Annotated in this window: 15 protein-coding genes; 9 read left to right on the top strand and 6 right to left on the bottom strand. The window is 66.8% G+C overall.

What is annotated here, in order from left to right:
• The first annotated feature begins 60 nt into the window (after window positions 1-60).
• Window positions 61-810, top strand: coding sequence for a 2,3-diphosphoglycerate-dependent phosphoglycerate mutase (gpmA, locus tag ACSYHF_RS06175; RefSeq protein WP_005415787.1), 750 nt, complete (start codon window positions 61-63; stop codon window positions 808-810).
• Between the two features lie 110 nt (window positions 811-920).
• Here gpmA and ACSYHF_RS06180 read toward each other — a convergent pair whose 3' ends face one another.
• On the bottom strand, window positions 921-1,382 hold the full coding sequence (locus tag ACSYHF_RS06180) for a hypothetical protein (protein ID WP_229766039.1): 462 nt from the start codon (window positions 1,380-1,382) through the stop codon (window positions 921-923).
• Between the two features lie 138 nt (window positions 1,383-1,520).
• Here ACSYHF_RS06180 and ACSYHF_RS06185 point away from each other — a divergent pair, with 138 nt between their 5' ends.
• Complete coding sequence (locus ACSYHF_RS06185; RefSeq protein WP_338167909.1) at window positions 1,521-3,614, top strand: M13 family metallopeptidase; 2,094 nt, start codon at window positions 1,521-1,523, stop codon at window positions 3,612-3,614.
• A gap of 96 nt (window positions 3,615-3,710) precedes the next feature.
• On the opposite strand, the gene ACSYHF_RS06190 is transcribed toward ACSYHF_RS06185, so the two are convergent.
• From ACSYHF_RS06190 to ACSYHF_RS06210, 5 genes are all read right to left on the bottom strand, one after another.
• Window positions 3,711-4,655: an IS481-like element ISStma12 family transposase gene (locus ACSYHF_RS06190; RefSeq protein ID WP_053497396.1), complete on the bottom strand. Its 945-nt coding sequence runs from the start codon at window positions 4,653-4,655 to the stop codon at window positions 3,711-3,713.
• A gap of 187 nt (window positions 4,656-4,842) precedes the next feature.
• Window positions 4,843-5,460 carry an HD-GYP domain-containing protein gene (locus ACSYHF_RS06195; protein ID WP_005415790.1) on the bottom strand — a complete coding sequence of 206 codons (618 nt, stop codon included), beginning with the start codon at window positions 5,458-5,460 and terminating at the stop codon, window positions 4,843-4,845.
• Between the two features lie 45 nt (window positions 5,461-5,505).
• A complete protein-coding gene (mfd, locus tag ACSYHF_RS06200; RefSeq protein ID WP_447576175.1) occupies window positions 5,506-8,970 on the bottom strand; it encodes a transcription-repair coupling factor in 3,465 nt (1,154 codons plus the stop codon).
• 149 nt (window positions 8,971-9,119) lie between these two features.
• Complete coding sequence (locus tag ACSYHF_RS06205) at window positions 9,120-9,665, bottom strand: GNAT family N-acetyltransferase (protein WP_004150340.1); 546 nt, start codon at window positions 9,663-9,665, stop codon at window positions 9,120-9,122.
• A 95-nt stretch (window positions 9,666-9,760) separates the two neighbouring features.
• Entirely contained in the window at window positions 9,761-10,618 is an 858-nt protein-coding gene (locus tag ACSYHF_RS06210; RefSeq protein ID WP_053499314.1) for a 23S rRNA (adenine(2030)-N(6))-methyltransferase RlmJ, read from the bottom strand.
• 35 nt (window positions 10,619-10,653) lie between these two features.
• Between ACSYHF_RS06210 and creB the strand changes: the two genes are divergently transcribed.
• The 7 genes from creB to ACSYHF_RS06245 all read left to right on the top strand — a co-directional run bounded on the left by creB (window position 10,654) and on the right by ACSYHF_RS06245 (window position 18,522).
• Window positions 10,654-11,379 (top strand): two-component system response regulator CreB, encoded by a 726-nt coding sequence (gene creB / locus ACSYHF_RS06215; protein ID WP_072166850.1) that lies wholly within the window; start codon window positions 10,654-10,656, stop codon window positions 11,377-11,379.
• Window positions 11,380-11,382: 3 nt separating this feature from the next.
• Window positions 11,383-12,843, top strand: coding sequence for a two-component system sensor histidine kinase CreC (gene creC / locus ACSYHF_RS06220; RefSeq protein WP_197598494.1), 1,461 nt, complete (start codon window positions 11,383-11,385; stop codon window positions 12,841-12,843).
• A gap of 81 nt (window positions 12,844-12,924) precedes the next feature.
• On the top strand, window positions 12,925-14,244 hold the full coding sequence (creD, locus tag ACSYHF_RS06225; RefSeq protein WP_072166849.1) for a cell envelope integrity protein CreD: 1,320 nt from the start codon (window positions 12,925-12,927) through the stop codon (window positions 14,242-14,244).
• A 10-nt stretch (window positions 14,245-14,254) separates the two neighbouring features.
• The gene (locus ACSYHF_RS06230; RefSeq protein ID WP_005415796.1) at window positions 14,255-14,665 is read left to right on the top strand and encodes a hypothetical protein; all 411 of its coding nucleotides are present in this window, start codon (window positions 14,255-14,257) and stop codon (window positions 14,663-14,665) included.
• Between the two features lie 180 nt (window positions 14,666-14,845).
• The gene (locus ACSYHF_RS06235) at window positions 14,846-16,438 is read left to right on the top strand and encodes a M20/M25/M40 family metallo-hydrolase (RefSeq protein ID WP_447576176.1); all 1,593 of its coding nucleotides are present in this window, start codon (window positions 14,846-14,848) and stop codon (window positions 16,436-16,438) included.
• Window positions 16,439-16,592: 154 nt separating this feature from the next.
• Window positions 16,593-17,996: a glutamate--tRNA ligase gene (gltX, locus tag ACSYHF_RS06240; protein ID WP_005415798.1), complete on the top strand. Its 1,404-nt coding sequence runs from the start codon at window positions 16,593-16,595 to the stop codon at window positions 17,994-17,996.
• A 34-nt stretch (window positions 17,997-18,030) separates the two neighbouring features.
• Window positions 18,031-18,522, top strand: coding sequence for a Fur family transcriptional regulator (locus ACSYHF_RS06245; protein WP_005415799.1), 492 nt, complete (start codon window positions 18,031-18,033; stop codon window positions 18,520-18,522).
• Window positions 18,523-18,559: the final 37 nt, after the last annotated feature.

An 18,559-nucleotide genomic window follows, 5' to 3' on the forward strand; every position in this document is an offset into this window, starting at 1 on the left:
CGGTGAGCGGCGGCCGGGCTACAATGGCGGCCTGCCTTTCCTCGCGTTGGAGACCCTGCAGTGACCCGTAGACTCGTACTGTTGCGCCATGGCCAGAGCCAGTGGAACCTGGACAACCGCTTCACCGGCTGGGTCGATGTCGACCTGACCGAGCAGGGGCGTCGCGAAGCGGCCGCCGCCGGCCGCCTGATGCGCGAGGAAGGCCTGCAGTTCGACGTTGCGCACACCTCCGTGCTCAAGCGCGCCATCCACACCCTGCAGGGTGCGCTGGCCGAGCTGGAGCAGGACTGGCTGCCGGTGAACAAGTCCTGGCGCCTCAACGAGCGGCACTACGGCGGCCTGCAGGGGCTGGACAAGGCCGAGACCGCGGCCAAGCACGGCGAAGAGCAGGTCAAGGTGTGGCGTCGTTCGTACGACATCCCGCCGCCGCCGATGGACCTGGAAGATCCGGGCCACCCGATCCATGACCGCCGCTACGCCGGCCTGGACCGCAACGCGCTGCCGGGCACCGAGTCGCTGGCCACCACCCTGGATCGCGTGCTGCCGTACTGGCACGACGCCATCGCACCGCAGCTGAAGGACGGCAAGACCGTACTGGTCACCGCCCACGGCAACTCGCTGCGTGCGTTGTACAAGTACCTCAACAACGTCTCGCGCGAGGAAATCCTCGAGCTGAACATCCCGACCGGCATCCCGCTGCTGTTCGAACTGAACGATGACCTGACCGTGCAGTCGTTCCGCTACCTGGGCGACCCGGAAGCGGCGCGCAAGGCCGCCGAAGCCGTAGCCAACCAGGGCAAGGCGAAGTAAGAAGCAGAAGGCCGGCGCAAGCCGGCCTTTCTTTTTGTAGAGCCGAGCCCACGCTCGGCTGACGCTGTCGCAACCCGGTAGAGCCACTTCATTGGGGCTGCATGTGCCAGCTACGAAGGACCCGGCAGGCGCACCTTCGGCGACTGCAACGCAGCAATGTCGATGACGTGGTCCTGGCATATCACCTGGTAATGCGTGAATGGGCCCGGGTAACGGGTATCAGCGAAGGTGGCACGGCCCAGATATTCAAGGAATTTCGAACGGCTGTAGCGGCGGAACAGGTTGCCGCTCCAGGCTTCGGCGTCGTCCCAGCTCTGGTAGGACTCGTTGTGCACGGCGTAGCTGATGTAGTGGTCCCAGATCAGTTCAAACCGCTGCGAGTGGGGCACCACCTCTATCGCACGCACATCATCGATTGAACGTCCATGACCGAGCTCCACGCGGGAGGGCTTTCCGACCACCCGGCCCTCCTCGACGACCAGGCGCAGACGATTCGCTTCCGGCTCGCCAATCTCAGTAAGAAACAGAAACTCACAGGTGTCGAGGGCCAGCAGCAGCGCAGTTTCGTCCATGGTCATGAGGTCCAGTGATCGCAGACGCCAGAGCATACCGGCGCGCGGCGGGAGCTGCGCCGTGGACTCTGTGACCTTTGGCCGGTCCCCAACCTCGCGCCCCCGGCTACCCTGTGAAATTACCCGCAGGAGAGCCTCATGAACGTCCGCAACCTGGTCCCGCTGGGCCTGACCATCGCCATCGCTGCCTCGCTGGCCGCCTGTGGCAAGAACGAAACCGCGCCGGCGGCCAGTGCCGACGCCAAGCCGGCCTTCGACCTGTCGCAGATCAAGACGCCGCTGATCTCGCTCAACAGCGCCGACCTGGATCCGGCCATTTCGGCCTGTACCGACCTCAATGGCTTCGTCAACAGCAAGTGGCTGAAGGCCAACCCGGTGCCGGGAGACCAGACCACCTGGGGCAGCTTCGAGATCCTGCGCGAGCGCTCGCTGGAAGTGCAGCACGCGCTGGTGCAGCAGGCCGCCGCCAGCCAGGCCAAGGCCGGTTCGGTGGAAGCCAAGATCGGTGACATCTGGAAGACCGGCAACGACGAGGCCAAGATCGAAGCCGCCGGCCTGGCGCCGCTGCAGCCACAGCTGGACAAGATCACCGCGCTGAACGACACCGCCGCCATCACCCAGTACCTGCGCGACAGCCAGGCCGAGGGCAAGGGCGTGCTGTTCTCGCTGTTCGCCAATGCCGACTACAAGGATTCGGCCAACGTCATCGCCTACGTTGGCCAGGGCGGCCTCGGCCTGCCGGAGAAGGGCTACTACTTCGATGATGCGCAGGCCAAGATCCGTGACGCCTACGTGGCCTACATCGCGCAGGTGCTGACCCTGTCCGGCGTGGACGCGGCGCAGGCCGCCGAGCAGGCCAAGGCCGTGATGGCCTTCGAAACCCGCCTGGCCAAGGCCTCGATGTCACGCATCGAAATGCGTGACCCGGCCAAGCGCTACAACCCGCTCAGTGCCGCCGACGCGGACAAACTGACCCCGAACTTCAGCTGGACCGCGCTGTTCGACACCCTGAAGGTACCGGCCGCGCAGAAGTTCTCGCTGGCGCAGCCGGGCTTCTTCGGTGAAATGGACAAGATGCTGGCCGATGTGCCCGCCAGCACCTGGCAGGCCTACCTGCGCTTCCACACCATCGACGATGCCGCGCCATACCTGAGCAGCCAGTTCGAGAAGGCCAACTTCGATTTCTACGGCACGACCCTGCGTGGCCAGAAGGAAATGCAGCCGCGCTGGAAGCGCGTGCTGGAGTCGGTCAACGGCGGCATGGGTGAAGCCCTGGGCCAGCTGTACGTCGACGCCGTGTTCCCGGCCGAGTCGAAGGTCGCCATGCAGCACCTGGTGGCAAACCTGTCGCAGGCGCTGAAGGCGCGCCTGGAGCAGCTGCCGTGGATGGGCGAGGAAACCAGGAAGAAGGCGCTGGAAAAGTGGGCCAGCTTCACCCCGAAGATCGGTTACCCGGACAAGTGGCGTGACTGGACGGGCCTGCAGACCAACGGCGACAGCTACCTGGGCAACATGCAGGCGGCGCGCGCGTTCAACTACCGCTACATGCTGGACAAGATCGGCAAGCCGGTGGACAAGACCGAGTGGGGCATGACCCCGCAGACCGTCAATGCGTACTACAACGCCACCAAGAACGAGATCGTATTCCCGGCGGCGATCCTGCAGGCGCCGTTCTTCGACGCCAAGGCCGATCCGGCGCTGAACTACGGCGGCATCGGTGCAGTCATCGGCCATGAGATGATGCACGGCTACGACGACTCGGGCAGCCAGTTCGCCGCCAACGGCAACTTCGACAACTGGTGGACGGACGCCGACCGCAAGGCCTTCACCGAGCGTACCGACCAGCTGGTCGCCCAGTTCGACGGCTACGAGTCGGTGCCGGGCGTGTTCGTGAAGGGCAAGCTGACCCTGGGCGAGAACATCGGCGACCTGGGCGGCCTGACCGTGGCCTATGACGCGCTGCAGATGGCGCTGAAGGAAGACCCGAAGGCGAACGTCGAGGTTGACGGCCACAGCCAGGACCAGCGCTTCTTCATGAACTGGGCCACCGTGTGGCGCCGCAACTTCACCGATGGCGAGCTGCGCGTGCGCCTGAACACCGATCCGCACGCGCCGGCCAATTTCCGTGCCAACGGTGCGCCGTCGAACATGCCCTCGTTCGCTGCTGCATTCCAGTGCAAGGCGGGTGATGCGATGGTGCGCGCCGACGACAAGCGCGTGGTGATCTGGTAATCGATCACCCGTGATGCGTGGAGCGAAAGGCCCGGCGAACGCCGGGCCTTTTGTCTTCCAGGCCGGCAGCGCGGCGCCGACTGGTAGAGTCGACTGTTAGTTGTGTAAACCCACCACGTTGTTCAGCGGGATTCTGGAAATAGGCGGCTGGCTGCCGATCCCCATGTGGGGTCGGTGCCAGTTGTAGTGATGCAGCCATTCAGGTAGCACGGCATCGCGTTGCTCTGACGAAGCGTACTCGCAGGCGTAGGCCCATTCGCGCAAGCTGGTCTGGATGAAGCGCTCGGCCTTACCGTTGGTTCGCGGGGTGTAGGGCTTGGTCCGATAGTGCTTCATGCCCAACGAGGCGACGAGTCGAGCGAAGACGCCGGAGCGATAGCAGGCGCCGTTGTCAGTCAGGACACGCTGGAAGGTGACCCCCAGCGTCTTGTAGTACGCCAAAGCGGCCAGCAGCGCTTGGCAGGCCGTTGGGCCCTTTTCATCGGTGTGAACGCTGCTGAAGGCGACTCGGGAGTGGTCATCAATGGCCACATGGACATAGCCCCAGCCACCGCCGCCAGCATTGCCACGCCGATTCGGATCGACCCGGTGTCCGGGTCGGTGGAAGTTGCCGAGTTTCTTGATATCCAAGTGCAGCAAGCCGCCCGGGCTGTCGTACTCATACCGGACCGCCTTCTTCGGTGGGTCCAGAAGGCACAGGCGATTGAGTCCTCGTCGGCGCATCAGTCGTGAAATGGTGCTGTGAGCCACACCCAGTGCCTTGGAAATGGTCAGGTAGGTTTGCCGTTGACGTCGACGCTGGACGATCTGCTCTACCAGTGCCTCGGGGGTGCCATGGGGGCTGCGGCTGGGCCGAGAGCTGCGGTTCTGCAGCCCAATCAGGCCCTCGGCTCGATATCGGGCCAGCCACTTGTAAGCCGTGCGTACACTCACCCCGCAAGCCTGGGCGGCCTCTTCTGGCCGAAGGCCTTGCTCAGTGATGCGGCGGACAAGAAGTTCTCGACTAAACGGCGTCAAACGGGCATTTTTATGATGGTTCATCCGGGCTCTTTGGGGACTGGATAGGTGTGGTAACCACCATTTTCCAAAGATGCCCCGGATGAACAACCTACCGAGAGATCACAGTTAGTCGACTATCGCGCGCAGCGCGGGATTTTCGCGATCTGGACGAAGAGCAGTCGACTAACAGTCGACTCTACCGGCGGGTCGTTTCACCGTCGGGAAGATCTCAGGCCAGCGCCGGTTCCCGCTCCAGCATGCGATGGAAGCGTTGCAGCACGTACGGATCCACCAGCCCGCCGGCCTGCTCGTCGATGATCCGCAATGCGGCCTCATGCTCCATCGCATTGCGATACGGGCGCACGCTGGTCATCGCATCGTAGGCATCGGCGATGGTGACGATGCGCGCACCCAGCGGGATGGATTCGCCGCGCAGCCCATCGGGGTAGCCGCTGCCATCGAAGGCCTCGTGATGGGCGCGGATCAGCCGCGCCACCGGCAAGGCGTCGCTGCGGCCGGTGGCCAGGAAGATGTGTTCGCCGCGTACCGGATGCTCGCGCATGATCGCGCGCTCCTCATCGGTATGCCGGCGGGGTGCCAGCAGCACATCATCGGGTATGCCGATCTTGCCGATGTCATGGAAGCGCGCGGCCAGGCCGATCTGCGCACGGGCCTCGTCATCAAGATCGCAGTGCGTGGCCAGACACTGCGCGAGCAGGCCAACGCGGTCGCAGTGGTGGCGGGTGTAGGCGTCGCGCATCTGCAGCGACATCGCGAGGGCATCGATCAGGCAGGCCTGCGCGTGCAGCAGGTCGGGGGCGGGTACGGCGTCAGGGAACATGGTCATCCGCCCGCACCGGGTGGGGGCCGGTGCGGGGTGTTCGGGGGGTGATCAACCCGGGGCGAGGGTGGTCAGAAGGGCGCGGGCCGCATTGAAGCGGTCTTCCGGCAACGGCAGCGGGTGCTTGATGCGCAGCTTGTCGGGCCCTTCCATGGCATAGAGGTTCGGTTGTTTCTGGATCAGCTGGATCACCGCCATCGGATCGATGTTCGGCTTGGACTCGAACACGATGCGGCCGCCGTTCTCGCCCAGGTCGAGCTTGCGGATGCCCAGCGTATTGGCTTTCAGCTTCAGCTCGGCGATGGCGAACAGGTGCTTGGCTGCATCCGGCAGCAGGCCGAAGCGGTCGATCATCTCCACCTGCAGTTCGCGGAGTGCATCGCTGTCGCGCGCGCTTGAAATGCGCTTGTACAGGGTCAGGCGGGTGTGCACGTCCGGCAGATAGTCTTCCGGGATCAGTGCCGGCACATGCAGCTCGACCTCGGCGCCGCGCACTTCTTCACCGGCATCCAGGTCGGGCAGCTTGCCCTGCTTGATGCTGCGTACCGCGCGTTCCAGCAGCTCGGTATACAGGCTGAAGCCGACCTCGGCCATCTGCCCGCTCTGGTCCTCGCCCAGCAGTTCACCGGCGCCGCGGATTTCCAGATCGTGGGTGGCCAGGGTGAAGCCGGCGCCCAGCTCGTCCATCGAGGCGATCGCTTCCAGGCGCTTCTCGGCGTCGGGGGTGATCGCGCGACGGTCGGGGGTGATCAGGTAGGCGTAGGCACGGTGGTGCGAACGGCCCACGCGGCCACGCAGCTGGTGCAGCTGGGCCAGGCCGAAACGGTCGGCACGGTTGATGATGATGGTGTTGGCGTTGGGGATGTCGATGCCCGATTCGATGATCGTGGTCGACAGCAGCACGTTGAAACGCTGCTTCTGGAAATCCAGCATCACCTTTTCCAGTTCGCGCTCGGGCATCTGCCCGTGGGCGATGCCGATGCGTGCCTCCGGCACCAGCTCGGACAGCTCGCGCTGCATGCGGCCGATGCTCTCCACATCGTTGTGCAGGAAGTACAGCTGGCCACCGCGCGCGAGCTCGCGCTGGAAGGCTTCGCGCAGCAGCGCGTTGTCCCACTGGGTGATGAAGGTCTGCACCGCCAGCCGGTTCGGCGGCGGCGTGGCGATGATCGACAGGTCGCGCAGGCCGGCCATGGCCATGTTGAGCGTGCGCGGGATCGGCGTGGCGGTCAGCGTCAGCAGGTGTACGTTGGCGCGCAGCGCCTTCAGCGCCTCCTTCTGGCGCACGCCGAATCGCTGCTCCTCGTCGACGATGACCATGCCCAGGTCCTTGAACTTCACGTCAGGCTGCAGCAGGCGATGGGTGCCGACGATGACGTCGATGGTGCCAGCGGCCACCTTCTCCAGTTCGGCCTTGATTTCCTTGCTGGTCTTGAAGCGCGACAGCACTTCGACCTTCAGCGGGTAATCGGCGAAACGGTCGCGGAAGTTGCGGTAATGCTGCTCGGCCAGCAGCGTGGTCGGCACCAGCACCGCCACCTGCTTGCCGGCACTGGCCGCAGCAAATGCAGCGCGCACCGCCACCTCGGTCTTGCCGAAGCCGACGTCGCCGCAGACCACGCGGTCCATCGGCTGGCTGCTGGCCAGGTCGCGCAGGGTGGCATCGATCGCAGCCAGCTGGTCGGGGGTTTCCTCGAACGGGAAACCGGCGGCGAACGGCTCGTACATCGCGCGGTCGACCTGCAGTGCCAGGCCGGCACGCGCCTGGCGGCGGGCCTGGATTTCCAGCAGTTCGGCGGCGACATCGCGCACCTTCTCGGCGGCCTTGCGCTTGGCCTTGCTCCACTGCTCGCCACCGAGCGAATGCAGCGGTGCGGTTTCCGCCGAAGCACCGGAGTAGCGGCTGATCAGGTGCAGCTGGGCGACCGGTACATACAGGCGGTCGCCCTTGGCATATTCGATCTCGAGGAACTCGCCCGGCATGCCGCCGACGTCCATCGCGATCAGGCCACGGTAGCGGCCGACGCCATGGTCCTCGTGCACGATCGGCGCACCCTCGGTCAGCTCGCCGAGGTCGCGGATGATCGCCTCCGGCTCGCGGCCGGCACGGCGCGTGCGGCGGGTGCTGCCGGCGCGCTCGGGGAACAGCTGGCGCTCGGTCAGCACCGCGATGCGCGGATCGTCCAGCGCGAAGCCATCTTCCAGCGGCGCTACCGCGATCGCGAAGCGCGCATCGCTAGCGAGGAAACCGGGCAGGTCGGCCACCACCGGCGGCTTCAGCTCGGCGGCCTGCAGCACTTCCAGCAGTGCCTCGCGGCGGCCGGGCGAATCGGCGGCGATCAGTACACGGCCCGGATAATGGCCGAGGAAGGATTTCAGCGCATCGCCGGCGGGGGCTTCGCGTGCGGCCACCGGCAGCGGGGGCAGCGGCTGGTCGCCCAGCGCGTGCGCGTCGGCGATGCGTGCGTGGTCGGCGGCCCATACCTCGATGCGCGGGGCATCGTTCAGGCGCTCGCGCAGCAGCTCCGGCGACAGGTACAGCGCCGACGGCGGCAGCAGCGGCCGTTCCACATCGTGGCGGCGCTGCTCATAACGCTCGCCGGTCTGCGCCCAGAACGCCTCGGCGGCTTCGCCGGCACCGGCACAGACCACCGGCAGGCTGCCGCTGGGCAGGTAGTCGAACAGGGTTGCGGTGCGCTCGAAGAACAGCGGCAGGTAGTACTCGACGCCGGCCGGGGCCAGCCCGGATTTCAGGTCCTGGTACAGCGCGCTGCGCCGGGTATCGACATCGAAGCGCTCGCGCAACGTGGACAGCACGCGGGCGATGCTGGCCTCGTCCATGGGCACTTCGCGGCCCGGCAGCATGTGCACGGCCTCGACCTTGTCCAGCGAACGCTGGCTTTCCGGATCGAAGGCACGGATCGAATCGATGTCCTCGTCCAGCAGTTCCACCCGCAGCGGCTCGTCGGCGCCCATCGGGAACACGTCGAGCAGGCCGCCGCGCACGGCGAAGTCACCCGGGTCCATCACCTGCGGCACGTTGCGGTAGCCGGCGCTTTCCAGGCGGCGCTTCTCGGCTTCCAGATCCAGGCGCTGGCCGACCTTCAGGTCGAAGCTGCCACCAATGACGTAGCTGCGCGGGGCCAGCTGCTGCAGCAGGGTCTGCACCGGCACGATCACCAGGCCACGCTTCAGCGTGGGCAGGCGGTGCAGGGCAGCCAGACGCTGCGAGATGATGTCCGGATGCGGGCTGAAGCGGTCGTAGGGCAGGGTTTCCCAGTCCGGGAAGGCGACCACCGGCAGGGCCGGGTCACCACCGAGCAGGGTCTGCAGATCGGCTTCAAGCTGGTTTGCGCCGTGGTTGTCACGGGCGATCACCAGCAGCGGAGCGTCGTGCACGCGCGATGCCTGGGCCAGGTACCAGGCCAGTGCGGTGGGCGAGGCGGGGGCGCGCCACCAGGCGCGGAGCTGGCCGGCGCGCGGCAGCGGCGGGGCGGGGTATGAGGTACGCGACATGGACCCCGGATTTTAGCAGAAGCCCGATCCGGTCCCGGTGCATCGTGCCGGCCCGTTGCCGGCAGCCTCATCTGCCGTTGGGGCAGCGGAATGCCGGCCAGCGGCCGGCACTACCGGGAGACGTGGCCGGGCAGGGCCCGGCGCATCCGTCAGTTGTCCAGCTCCAGCACCATCCGGACCAGGCCTTCGGCTCCGGTCGGGTGCGGCACCGGCTTGAAGCCCAGCGACGCGGCCAGCTGCTTCATCGGTTCGTTCTCGGCGGCAACGTCGCCGTACAGGCGGTCCAGGTACTTGCCACGGCCCCACTTCACCAGCTTGCGCATCAGCTGCCGTCCCAGGCCTTGGCCGATCAGGAAGCGGCTGATCAGGATCGCGTACTCGGCTTCACGGGTGCCGGGGATGATCGAGGCCCGGGCGACCGCGCCGACCACCGCTTCGCCCGCGGGCAGGGACTCGGCTGCGACCAGGGTGATCTCGGTCTTGGGGTTGGGGTGGGTCAGACGCTGGGTGGTTTCCGGCGACAGCTCGGTCACCGCCTGCAGGAAACGATCACGGATTTCTTCCGGCCCGAACAGGCTGAATGCCGCTTGCAGCGGTGCGCCATCTTCCGGGCGGATGGGGCGGATCAGCAGCTCGTGGCCGCTGGGAGCCTTGAAGATCTCATGCCAGGGCGGCATGCGGTTGCGAGTGGCCATACCGGGTGATTCCTTGGTGGTCCATCGATTGTGGCATCACCGGGGCTGCGTTCCGTGAACGAAAGGCTCACGGCGGTACAGCCTCGTGAAGGCCGTTATTCGGGGGCTTTGAGCCAGTCCAGGCGGGTGCTGGCCCCGGGTTCGCCCAGGTGCTGGCGCAGCGCCGGCAGGGCCGGACCGACCACGCGGTCGAACTGCCACGGCGGGTTGAGCAGCAGCATGCCGCTGCCGTTGAGGCGCAGCGGCGAGTCGTCCGGGCGCACCAGGAACTCGATCGTCATCGCCGATTTCACCGGCAGGGCGGTGGCCTTGCGCAGGAAGTGCAGGATGGTGCGGCGCTGCTTGATCGGGAACCAGACCGCACAGGTGGCCTGCGGCCAGCGTGCCAGGGTTTCGGCCAGGGCGGCCAGCACCGCCTGGTACTCGGCATCCTGGGCTTCGTAGGGCGGGTCGATCAGCACCAGGCCGCGGCCGATCTTGCTGCCGTTGAACTTCGGCGGCAGCAGCGAACGCAGCAGGGCATAGCCATCGCCCGCCCGAACGTCGACGCGGCTGTCATGGGCGAACAGGGCCTTCAGCGTGGCCGTTTCGGCTTCCTGCAGCTCACAGACCGCCATGCGGTCCTGGGGGCGCATGGCCTGCGCGCTCAGCAGCGGCGAGCCCGGATAATTGGTCAGTGCGCCCACCGGATTGTCGGCCTGCACCGCCTTCAGGTAGCGCTCGACTACCTCCGGCAGCCTGGGCTGGGCCATCAGCCGCATGATTCCGGATTCGGCCTCCAGGGTCTTGCGGCTCTCTTCGCTGGCCAGCAGGTAGCGGCCAGCACCGCCGTGGGTGTCGAGCACGAAGAACGGGCTGTCCTTGCGCTTGAAGCTGTCGATCAGGGCCAGCTGCACGATGTGTTTGAGCACGTCGGCGTGGTTGCCGGCATGGAAGGCGTGGCGATAGTTCATGGGCCGCAGTGTACGGGGCGGCGGCCGCAGCGGCTATGCTGCGCGCCATGACAGCTCCTGTTGCCCATGTCCTGGTGGTCGAGGACGAAGCCGCCATCGCCGAAACCGTGCTTTATGCGCTTCGCAGCGAGGGCTATGCCGCCAGCCACTGCCTGCTCGGTGGCGAGGCCCTGAAGCGCCTGCAGGCCGGGGATATCGACGTGGTGGTGCTGGACGTGGGCCTGCCCGACCTGGGCGGTTTCGAGGTGTGCCGGCGGCTGCGCGCGCAGCCCGGGCCGGCGGCCCAGCTGCCGGTGATCTTCCTGACCGCCCGCAACGATGAAGTGGACCGCGTGCTGGGCCTGGAACTGGGCGCCGACGATTATATGACCAAGCCGTTCTCGCCGCGTGAGCTGGTGGCGCGGGTGCGTGCGCGCCTGCGTCGCGCCGCACCGGTCGCGGCAGCCCCCGGCGCCGATGCGGGCTGGCAGGAACATGGTGCCTTCGCCATCGACCGCGAAGGCCGGCGCATCCGCTTCCGCGGCCACGCGCTGGACCTGACCCGCTACGAGTACGCGTTGCTGGAAGCGCTGCTGCAGCGGCCGGGCGCCATTCTTAGTCGCGCCCAGTTGATGGATCGCGGCTGGGACAGCAGCGCCGACAGTGCCGACCGCACCGTCGACACCCATGTAAAGACGTTGCGCGCCAAGCTGCGCGCAGCCGGTGCCAGCGACGACCCGATCCGCACCCACCGTGGCCTCGGCTACGCGCTGGAGGTCTAGCCGATGCGCTTGGTCCTGAAGCTGTTCCTCGGCTTCTTCCTGATCACCGGCATCGCCGCGTTCTTCGTGATGCGCGTGTTCGTCAACGAAGTGAAGCCGGGTGTGCGCCAGGCGATGGAATCGACCCTGGTCGATGCCGCCAACGTGCTGGCCGAGATGGCGGCGGCCGATGTCAAGGACGGCACCATCCGCAGCGGCAGCTTCACCCGCAACCTGGCCAAGGCGCGGCAGCGTGACCTGAAGGCGATGGTCTGGCGCTTTCCCAAGCGCTCACTGGACTACCGGGTGACCATCACCGATGCCAAGGGCATCGTCATTTACGACTCGCTGGGCCGCGACCTGGGGCGTGACAATTCGCGCTGGAACGATGTCTACCGCACCCTGCGTGGCGAGTACGGTGCCCGCTCCAGCCCGGAAGTGCCAGGCGAAGAAGGCGATACGGTGATGCATGTGGCGGCGCCGGTATACGACCCGGCCGATGGCCGCACCCTGATCGGCGTGCTCAGCCTGGCCCAGCCCAACCGCAGCATCGATCCGTTCATTGCGGCCAGCCAGCGCGCCATCATCGAGCGCGGCGCCTGGCTGATCGGATTGTCGGCGCTGGTCGGCGTGCTGGTGACGATGTGGCTCACCACGGGCCTTGGCCAGCTCAGCCGCTATGCACGGGCGGTCAGCGCCGGCGAACCGGTGCCACCGCCGCGGCGTCGCCGCGACGAGATCGGCGACCTGGGCCAGGCACTGGAAACGATGCGCCGCAAGCTCGAGGGCAAGGCCTACGTCGAGCAGTACGTCCAGTCGCTGACGCATGAAATGAAGAGTCCGTTGGCGGCGATCCGCGGTGCCGCCGAGCTGCTGCAGGAGCCGCTGCCGGAAGCCGACCGCGTGCATTTCGCACGCAGCATCGTCGATCAGCAGGAGCGGCTGACCGAGACGATCGACAAGCTGCTGGCGCTGGCCGAAGTGGAACAGCACGGCTGGCTGCAGACCCGCGATCCGATCGCGCTGCCAACCTTGCTGGCCGACGCAGCGGCGGCCGCGCAGGTGCGCGCGCAGGCGGCCGGCGTGCAGGTGCGCATCGGCAGCGTGCCCGACATGCGCGTGCAGGGTGATGCCTATCTGCTGCGGCAGGCGTTGCACAACCTGATCGACAACGCCATTGCCTTCTCACCGCCCGGCGCGGACATCGCGCTGCAGGCCGAGGTGGACGGGCCGAGCGTGCGCCTGCAGGTAGCGGATCGCGGTGCCGGCATTCCCGACTACGCGCGCGAACGGGTGTTCGAACGCTTCTATTCGCTGGCCCGCCCCGGCAGCGGCCGGCGCAGTTCCGGCCTGGGCCTGCCGTTCGTGCAGGAAGTGGCTCGCCTGCATGACGGACGCGCCAGCCTCGACGCCCGCGATGGCGGTGGCACGGTGGCCAGCCTGTGGCTGCCGTTGGGTGCAGCGGGCCAGCGCCCGCGCCGCTGACTTCACACTCGCTTCAAATTCGCCACAAACCCTGCTCACCGCAGCGGTCCATCCTGCAGCCCTCTCCAACGAGGATGGACCATGAAATCCCTGAAGATGCTGCTGCGGTTCGCCATTGTCGGCGGGCTGATCCTGTTGTTGCTGGTGCCGCTGATGATGATCCGCGGGGTGATCACCGAGCGCAGCCAGTACCGCGACGAGGCCTTTGCGCGGGTGGCCGACAGCCGTGCCGGCACGCAGCAGCTGGTGGGCCCGGTGCGGGTGGTGCCGTGGGTGGAACGCAAGCAGGTTGAACTGGTTGACCCGCTGGGCGTCAAGAAGACCGAGGTGCAGGTCACCGAGGGGCACTGGCTGCAGATGCCGGCGTCGCTGGACGTGGGCGGTGAGATGCTGCCGAGCCAGCGCGAAGTCGGCCTGTTCAAGGTGCCGGTGTACAGCTGGAACGGCCAGATGAAGGCGAGCTTCGCCGCTGACGATTATCCGGTGAAGGCAGGGCGCACGTATGGCCAGCCGTATGTGGCGGTGGGAATTTCCGATGTGCGCGGCCTGGTCGGTACACCGAACCTGCGCGTGGATGGCAAGCAGCTGCGCCTGCTGCCGGGCGTCGGCGTGGCCAGCGAAGTCGGCCGTGGCCTGCATGCGCCGGTGGCCGGTTTCGCTGCGGATCAGGGCGGCACGCTGGCGGCCAGCACCGTTGAACTGGAGCTGCGCCTGGATGGCAGCCGCATGCTGTCGGTGGTGCCGGTAGGCGATGACACCCACATCGCGCTGCGTTCGAGCTGGCCGCATCCGTCGTTCAGCGGTGCGTTCCTGCCCAACGAGCGGCGCGTTGATGCACAGGGATTCGACGCGCGCTGGGCGGTGTCCTCGCTGGCCTCCGACGCACAGCGGCAGCTGCGCAATGAAGGTTCGGTCGACTCGCAGGCGGTGACGGTGTCGCTGGTCGATCCGGTCGATACCTACACCCAGGCCGACCGTGCGTCCAAGTACGGGGTGCTGTTCGTGCTGCTGACCTTCGTCGGCTTCATCCTGTTCGAGCTGATCAAGTCGCTACGCATCCACCCGCTGCAGTACCTCATGGTCGGCCTGGCGCTGGCGATCTTCTTCCTGCTGCTGATCAGCCTGTCCGAACACATCGCGTTCTGGAAGGCCTACCTGGTCTCGGCGGTGGCCTGCATCGGCCTGCAGGCGGTGTACCTGGCCAACGTGCTGGGCCATTGGAAGCGCGGCCTCGGCTTCGCGGCCCTGCTGACCGTGCTGTACGGCGCGCTGTATGGCCTGCTGGTGTCGGAGAACAACGCACTGCTGATGGGGTCGCTGCTGCTGTTCGTGATCCTGGCGCTTGCGATGTGGGTGACCCGCCGGGTCGACTGGTACGCGCTCGGCGCGGACCTGAAGTAAGGAGCACGCCATGGGCTGGCGCCAGGGATTGCGGCAACGGGCACGGCAGGGCATTCCGGCCCTGCTGGAAGTGGATGCGCTGCTGCAGGCACATGGCGTGCTGGCGGCCCTGCCGGGGGCGCGGATCGCCCCCGGTCTGGTCCGCTTCCAGCTGGCGGCGGTGACCTGCGAAGGATTGCAGGGGCAGGGATTGCGTTGGCTGCAGGGGGCGCGGCAGGGACGCGGCGCGGTGGCCGGGCGGGTGCCGCGCTATCGGCCATGGAAGGCCGGCGCGGAGGCATTGGCCGAGATCGGCATCGGCGGCCTTCCGGATGACTGGCCGGCACACGCGGCGGTGTACGGCTGCAGCAGCGTCGACCGGCGGCACTGGTTGCTGTTGCTGCCGGAGCGGGCGCAGTTGTGGTTGGGATGGAGCGGGTGATTCGGCTTTTGCGGGTACGAACCAAGACTCTGCTGTGGGTGCGAACCAACCACTCTCCTGTGGGTGCGAACCTCGGTTCGCACGCTTCCGCGCCGCCCATGACCGATGGGACGGTATCGCCGCGCCCCGGCTGGCTAGACTCGATGGGTTGATGATCGAGCCGAAGGGCAGGGGTGCGATGTGTTGAAGTGGGGCGTGCTGGCCGTAGCGCTGGCGATGGGTGGCAATGCAGCGGCACAGCAGCGCGAGACGGTGGACCTGGACATGGTCAGCCGCATCCGTCAGGAGGCGTTCCACCGTTCGCAGGTGATGGACACCTTCAGCTATCTCACCGAGCGCATCGGCCCGCGCCTGAGCAATTCGCCGGCGATGGGCCGCGCCAATGCGTGGACCCGCGGCAAGTTCAACGAATGGAAGCTGGACAACGTCCACGACGAGGCCTTCGATGATTTCGGCCGTGGCTGGGAATTCACCTCGGCGAGCGTGGAAATGCTGGGTGACCGCGTGCAGCCGCTGCATGCGCTCCCCAAGGCCTGGACCCCCGGTACGAAGGGCCCGGTCGAAGGCGAGCTGGTGCAGGTCGACATCAAGAAGCCCGAAGACATCGAGAAGTACCGCGGCAAGCTGCGTGGCAAGATCCTCCTGCTGGGCGAGGCACGCGAATACAAGCGGGGCACCGAGCCCGATTCGCACCGCCACGACGCGACCTCGCTCGAGGGCCTGCAGGAGTTCACCCTGCCCAAGGACAAGGATGCTACCGCCGAGCGCACCAAGCGGGTCAAGGAGTACCAGGAGCGCCAGCAGCTGGCGGCCAAGGTCAATGCGTTCTTCGTCGAAGAGGGCGCGCTGGCCTCGATCAGCATCAGCAGCTGGGACAACGGCATCATCCGCGTTGCCGGCGGCGGTTCGCGCAAGGTCGGTGAGCCGGTGGGCATCCCGGAACTGGCGATGATCAGCGAACACTTCAATCCGCTGGTGCGGGCGCTTCAGGCCAAGCAGACGGTGCGCCTGCGCGTGGCTGTAGCGGCGCGCTTCACCGACGAGGCCGACCAGCCCGGCTACAACACGCTGGCCGAGATCCGCGGCAGCAGCAAGCCCGATGAAGTGGTGATGATCGGTGCGCACCTGGATTCGTGGCACAGCGGCACCGGTGCGGCCGACAACGCGGCCGGCGTGGCGGTGATGATGGAGGCGATGCGCATCCTCAAGGCCACCGGCGCCAAGCCCAAGCGCACCATCCGCGTGGCGCTGTGGAGCGGCGAGGAGCAGGGCCTGATCGGCTCGCAGGCCTACGTCGCCAAGCATTTCGGTCGCTTCCCCGAACCCACTGACGCGGCGCAGAAGGCGCTGCCGGCGTCGCTGCGCGAGCCGACCGGTGCACTGCAGAAGACCCGCGATTACAGCAAGTTCCAGGTTTACTTCAACATGGACAACGGCTCGGGCCGCTTCCGTGGCATCTACGCGCAGGAAAACCTGGCGGCGATGCCGATCTTCGAAGCCTGGCTGGCGCCGTTCCATGACGTGGGCGCCACCACCGTGGCCACCCGCAACACCGGCAGTACCGACCACATCAGCTTCGATCGCATCGGCCTGCCGGGCTTCCAGTTCATCCAGGACCGGCTGGACTACTTCACCAACGTCCACCACAGCCACCTGGACACCTGGGACCACGCCGAACCGGAAGACCTGAAGCAGGCCGCGGCCATCGTCGCTTCGTTCGCCTACAACGCCGCAATGCGCGAGCCGTCCTTCCCGCGAAAGGCAGAACCGTAAAAGGGGACGGAGGGGATTAAGTCGCATCTCCCCTCCGCTTCCCGGTTGCAGCACCCCAGGGCTGGGCAATCGCGACTTAATCCCCTCCGTCCCCTTTTTCCGTCGGGGGCGGTGGGCTGGTAAAATCGGGGGATTCCCGTTCCTCGAGCCGTCCATGACCTGCCGCACCCGCTTCGCCCCCAGTCCCACTGGCTACCTGCACATCGGTGGTGCCCGCACCGCGCTGTACTGCTGGCTGGAGGCCCGTCACCGCGGCGGTGAGTTCGTGCTGCGCATCGAGGACACCGACCGCGAACGCAGCACCCAGGGCGCAATCGACGCCATCCTGGAGGCGATGGAGTGGCTGGGCCTGGACTACGACGAAGGCCCGATCTACCAGACCGACCGCGTCGCCCGTTACCAGGAAGTGGCCGAGCAGCTGATCGCCGAGGGCAAGGCTTACTACGCCTACGAGACCCGCGAGGAGCTGGATGCCATGCGCGAGGCGGCCATGGCCAGGCAGGAAAAGCCGCGCTACAACGGCGCTGCGCGCGATCTGGGCCTGCCCTACCGGGACGACCCGAACCGCGTCATCCGCTTCAAGAACCCGCTGGAAGGCACGGTGGTGTTCGATGACCTGATCAAGGGCCGCATCGAGATCGCCAACAGCGAGCTGGATGACATGGTCATCTTCCGCCCGGACGGCTACCCCACCTACAACTTCGCGGTGGTGGTGGACGACTGGGACATGGGCATCACCGAGGTCATCCGCGGCGACGACCACATCAACAACACCCCGCGCCAGATCAACCTGTATGAAGGCATCGGCGCGCCGGTGCCCAGGTTCGGCCACATGCCGATGATCCTGGACGAGCAGGGCGCCAAGCTGTCCAAGCGCACCGGTGCGGCTGACGTGATGCAGTACAAGGACGCCGGCTACCTGCCCGATGCGCTGCTGAGCTACCTGGCCCGCCTGGGCTGGTCGCATGGTGACCAGGAGCTGTTCAGCCGCCAGGAACTGATCGACCTGTTCGACGTGAAGGATTGCAATTCCAAGGCCTCGCGCCTGGACATGGCCAAGCTGGGCTGGGTCAACCAGCACTTCCTGAAGACCGAGGACGTGGCCGCGATCGTGCCGCACCTGGTCTACCAGCTGCAGAAGCTGGGGCTGGACGTGGCCGCCGGCCCGGCTCCGGAGGATGTGGTGATCGCCCTGCGTGAACGCGTGCAGACCCTGAAGGAAATGGCCGAGAAGGCCGTGGTCTGGTACCAGCCGCTGACCGAGTACGATGAAGCGGCGGTGGCCAAACACTTCAAGGCCGGTGCCGAGGTGGCGCTGGGCAAGGCCCGCGAGCTGCTGGCCGCGCTGCCGGAATGGACCGCCGAGTCGGTGGGGGTGGCCCTGCATGACGCGGCCGCAGCGCTGGAGATCGGCATGGGCAAGGTCGCCCAGCCGCTGCGCGTGGCCATCACCGGCACCCAGGTCAGCCCTGACATTTCCCATACCGTGTACCTGGCCGGCCGCGAACAGGCCTTGAAACGCATTGATGTGGCCATCACCAAGGTAGCAACGGCCTGAGGCATCCTTGCCAGGCCCGAACCGGAGAACACGCATGCCCGCCAAGACCGCCACTGCCTGTACCGCCCCGCACCACCACGTCCACGACGCATCGGATTTCGTGGCGGTGGTCGAGCGTGTCTCGCGCGAACGCGGGCTGCGCCTGACCCCGATCCGCGCCAACGTGCTGAAGCTGATCGCCGAGGCCGGCAAGCCGGTCAAGGCCTACGAGCTGCTGGAATGGGTGCGCAACGGTAAGGGCGTGGGCGCTGATGCCCCGCCCACCGTGTACCGCGCGCTGGACTTCCTGATGGCCAATGGCTTTGTGCACAAGCTGGAGTCGGTGAATGCCTTCGTGGCCTGCCACCATCCCAGCAGCGCCGCCCATTCGGTGCCGTTCCTGATCTGCAACAGCTGCCACAGCGCAGTGGAGCTGGAAGACCGCGAGATCGTCAGCCAGCTGGAGAAGCGGGCCAAGGAACTGGGCTTCCAGCCGCAGGCACAGACGCTGGAAGTGCACGGTCTCTGCGCGCGCTGCGCGGGCTGAGCAATGGGTCTTGGGGTCAGATCCCTTTTGCCTTGGC

The sequence above is a fragment of the Stenotrophomonas maltophilia group sp. P373 genome (genome assembly GCF_053295075.1).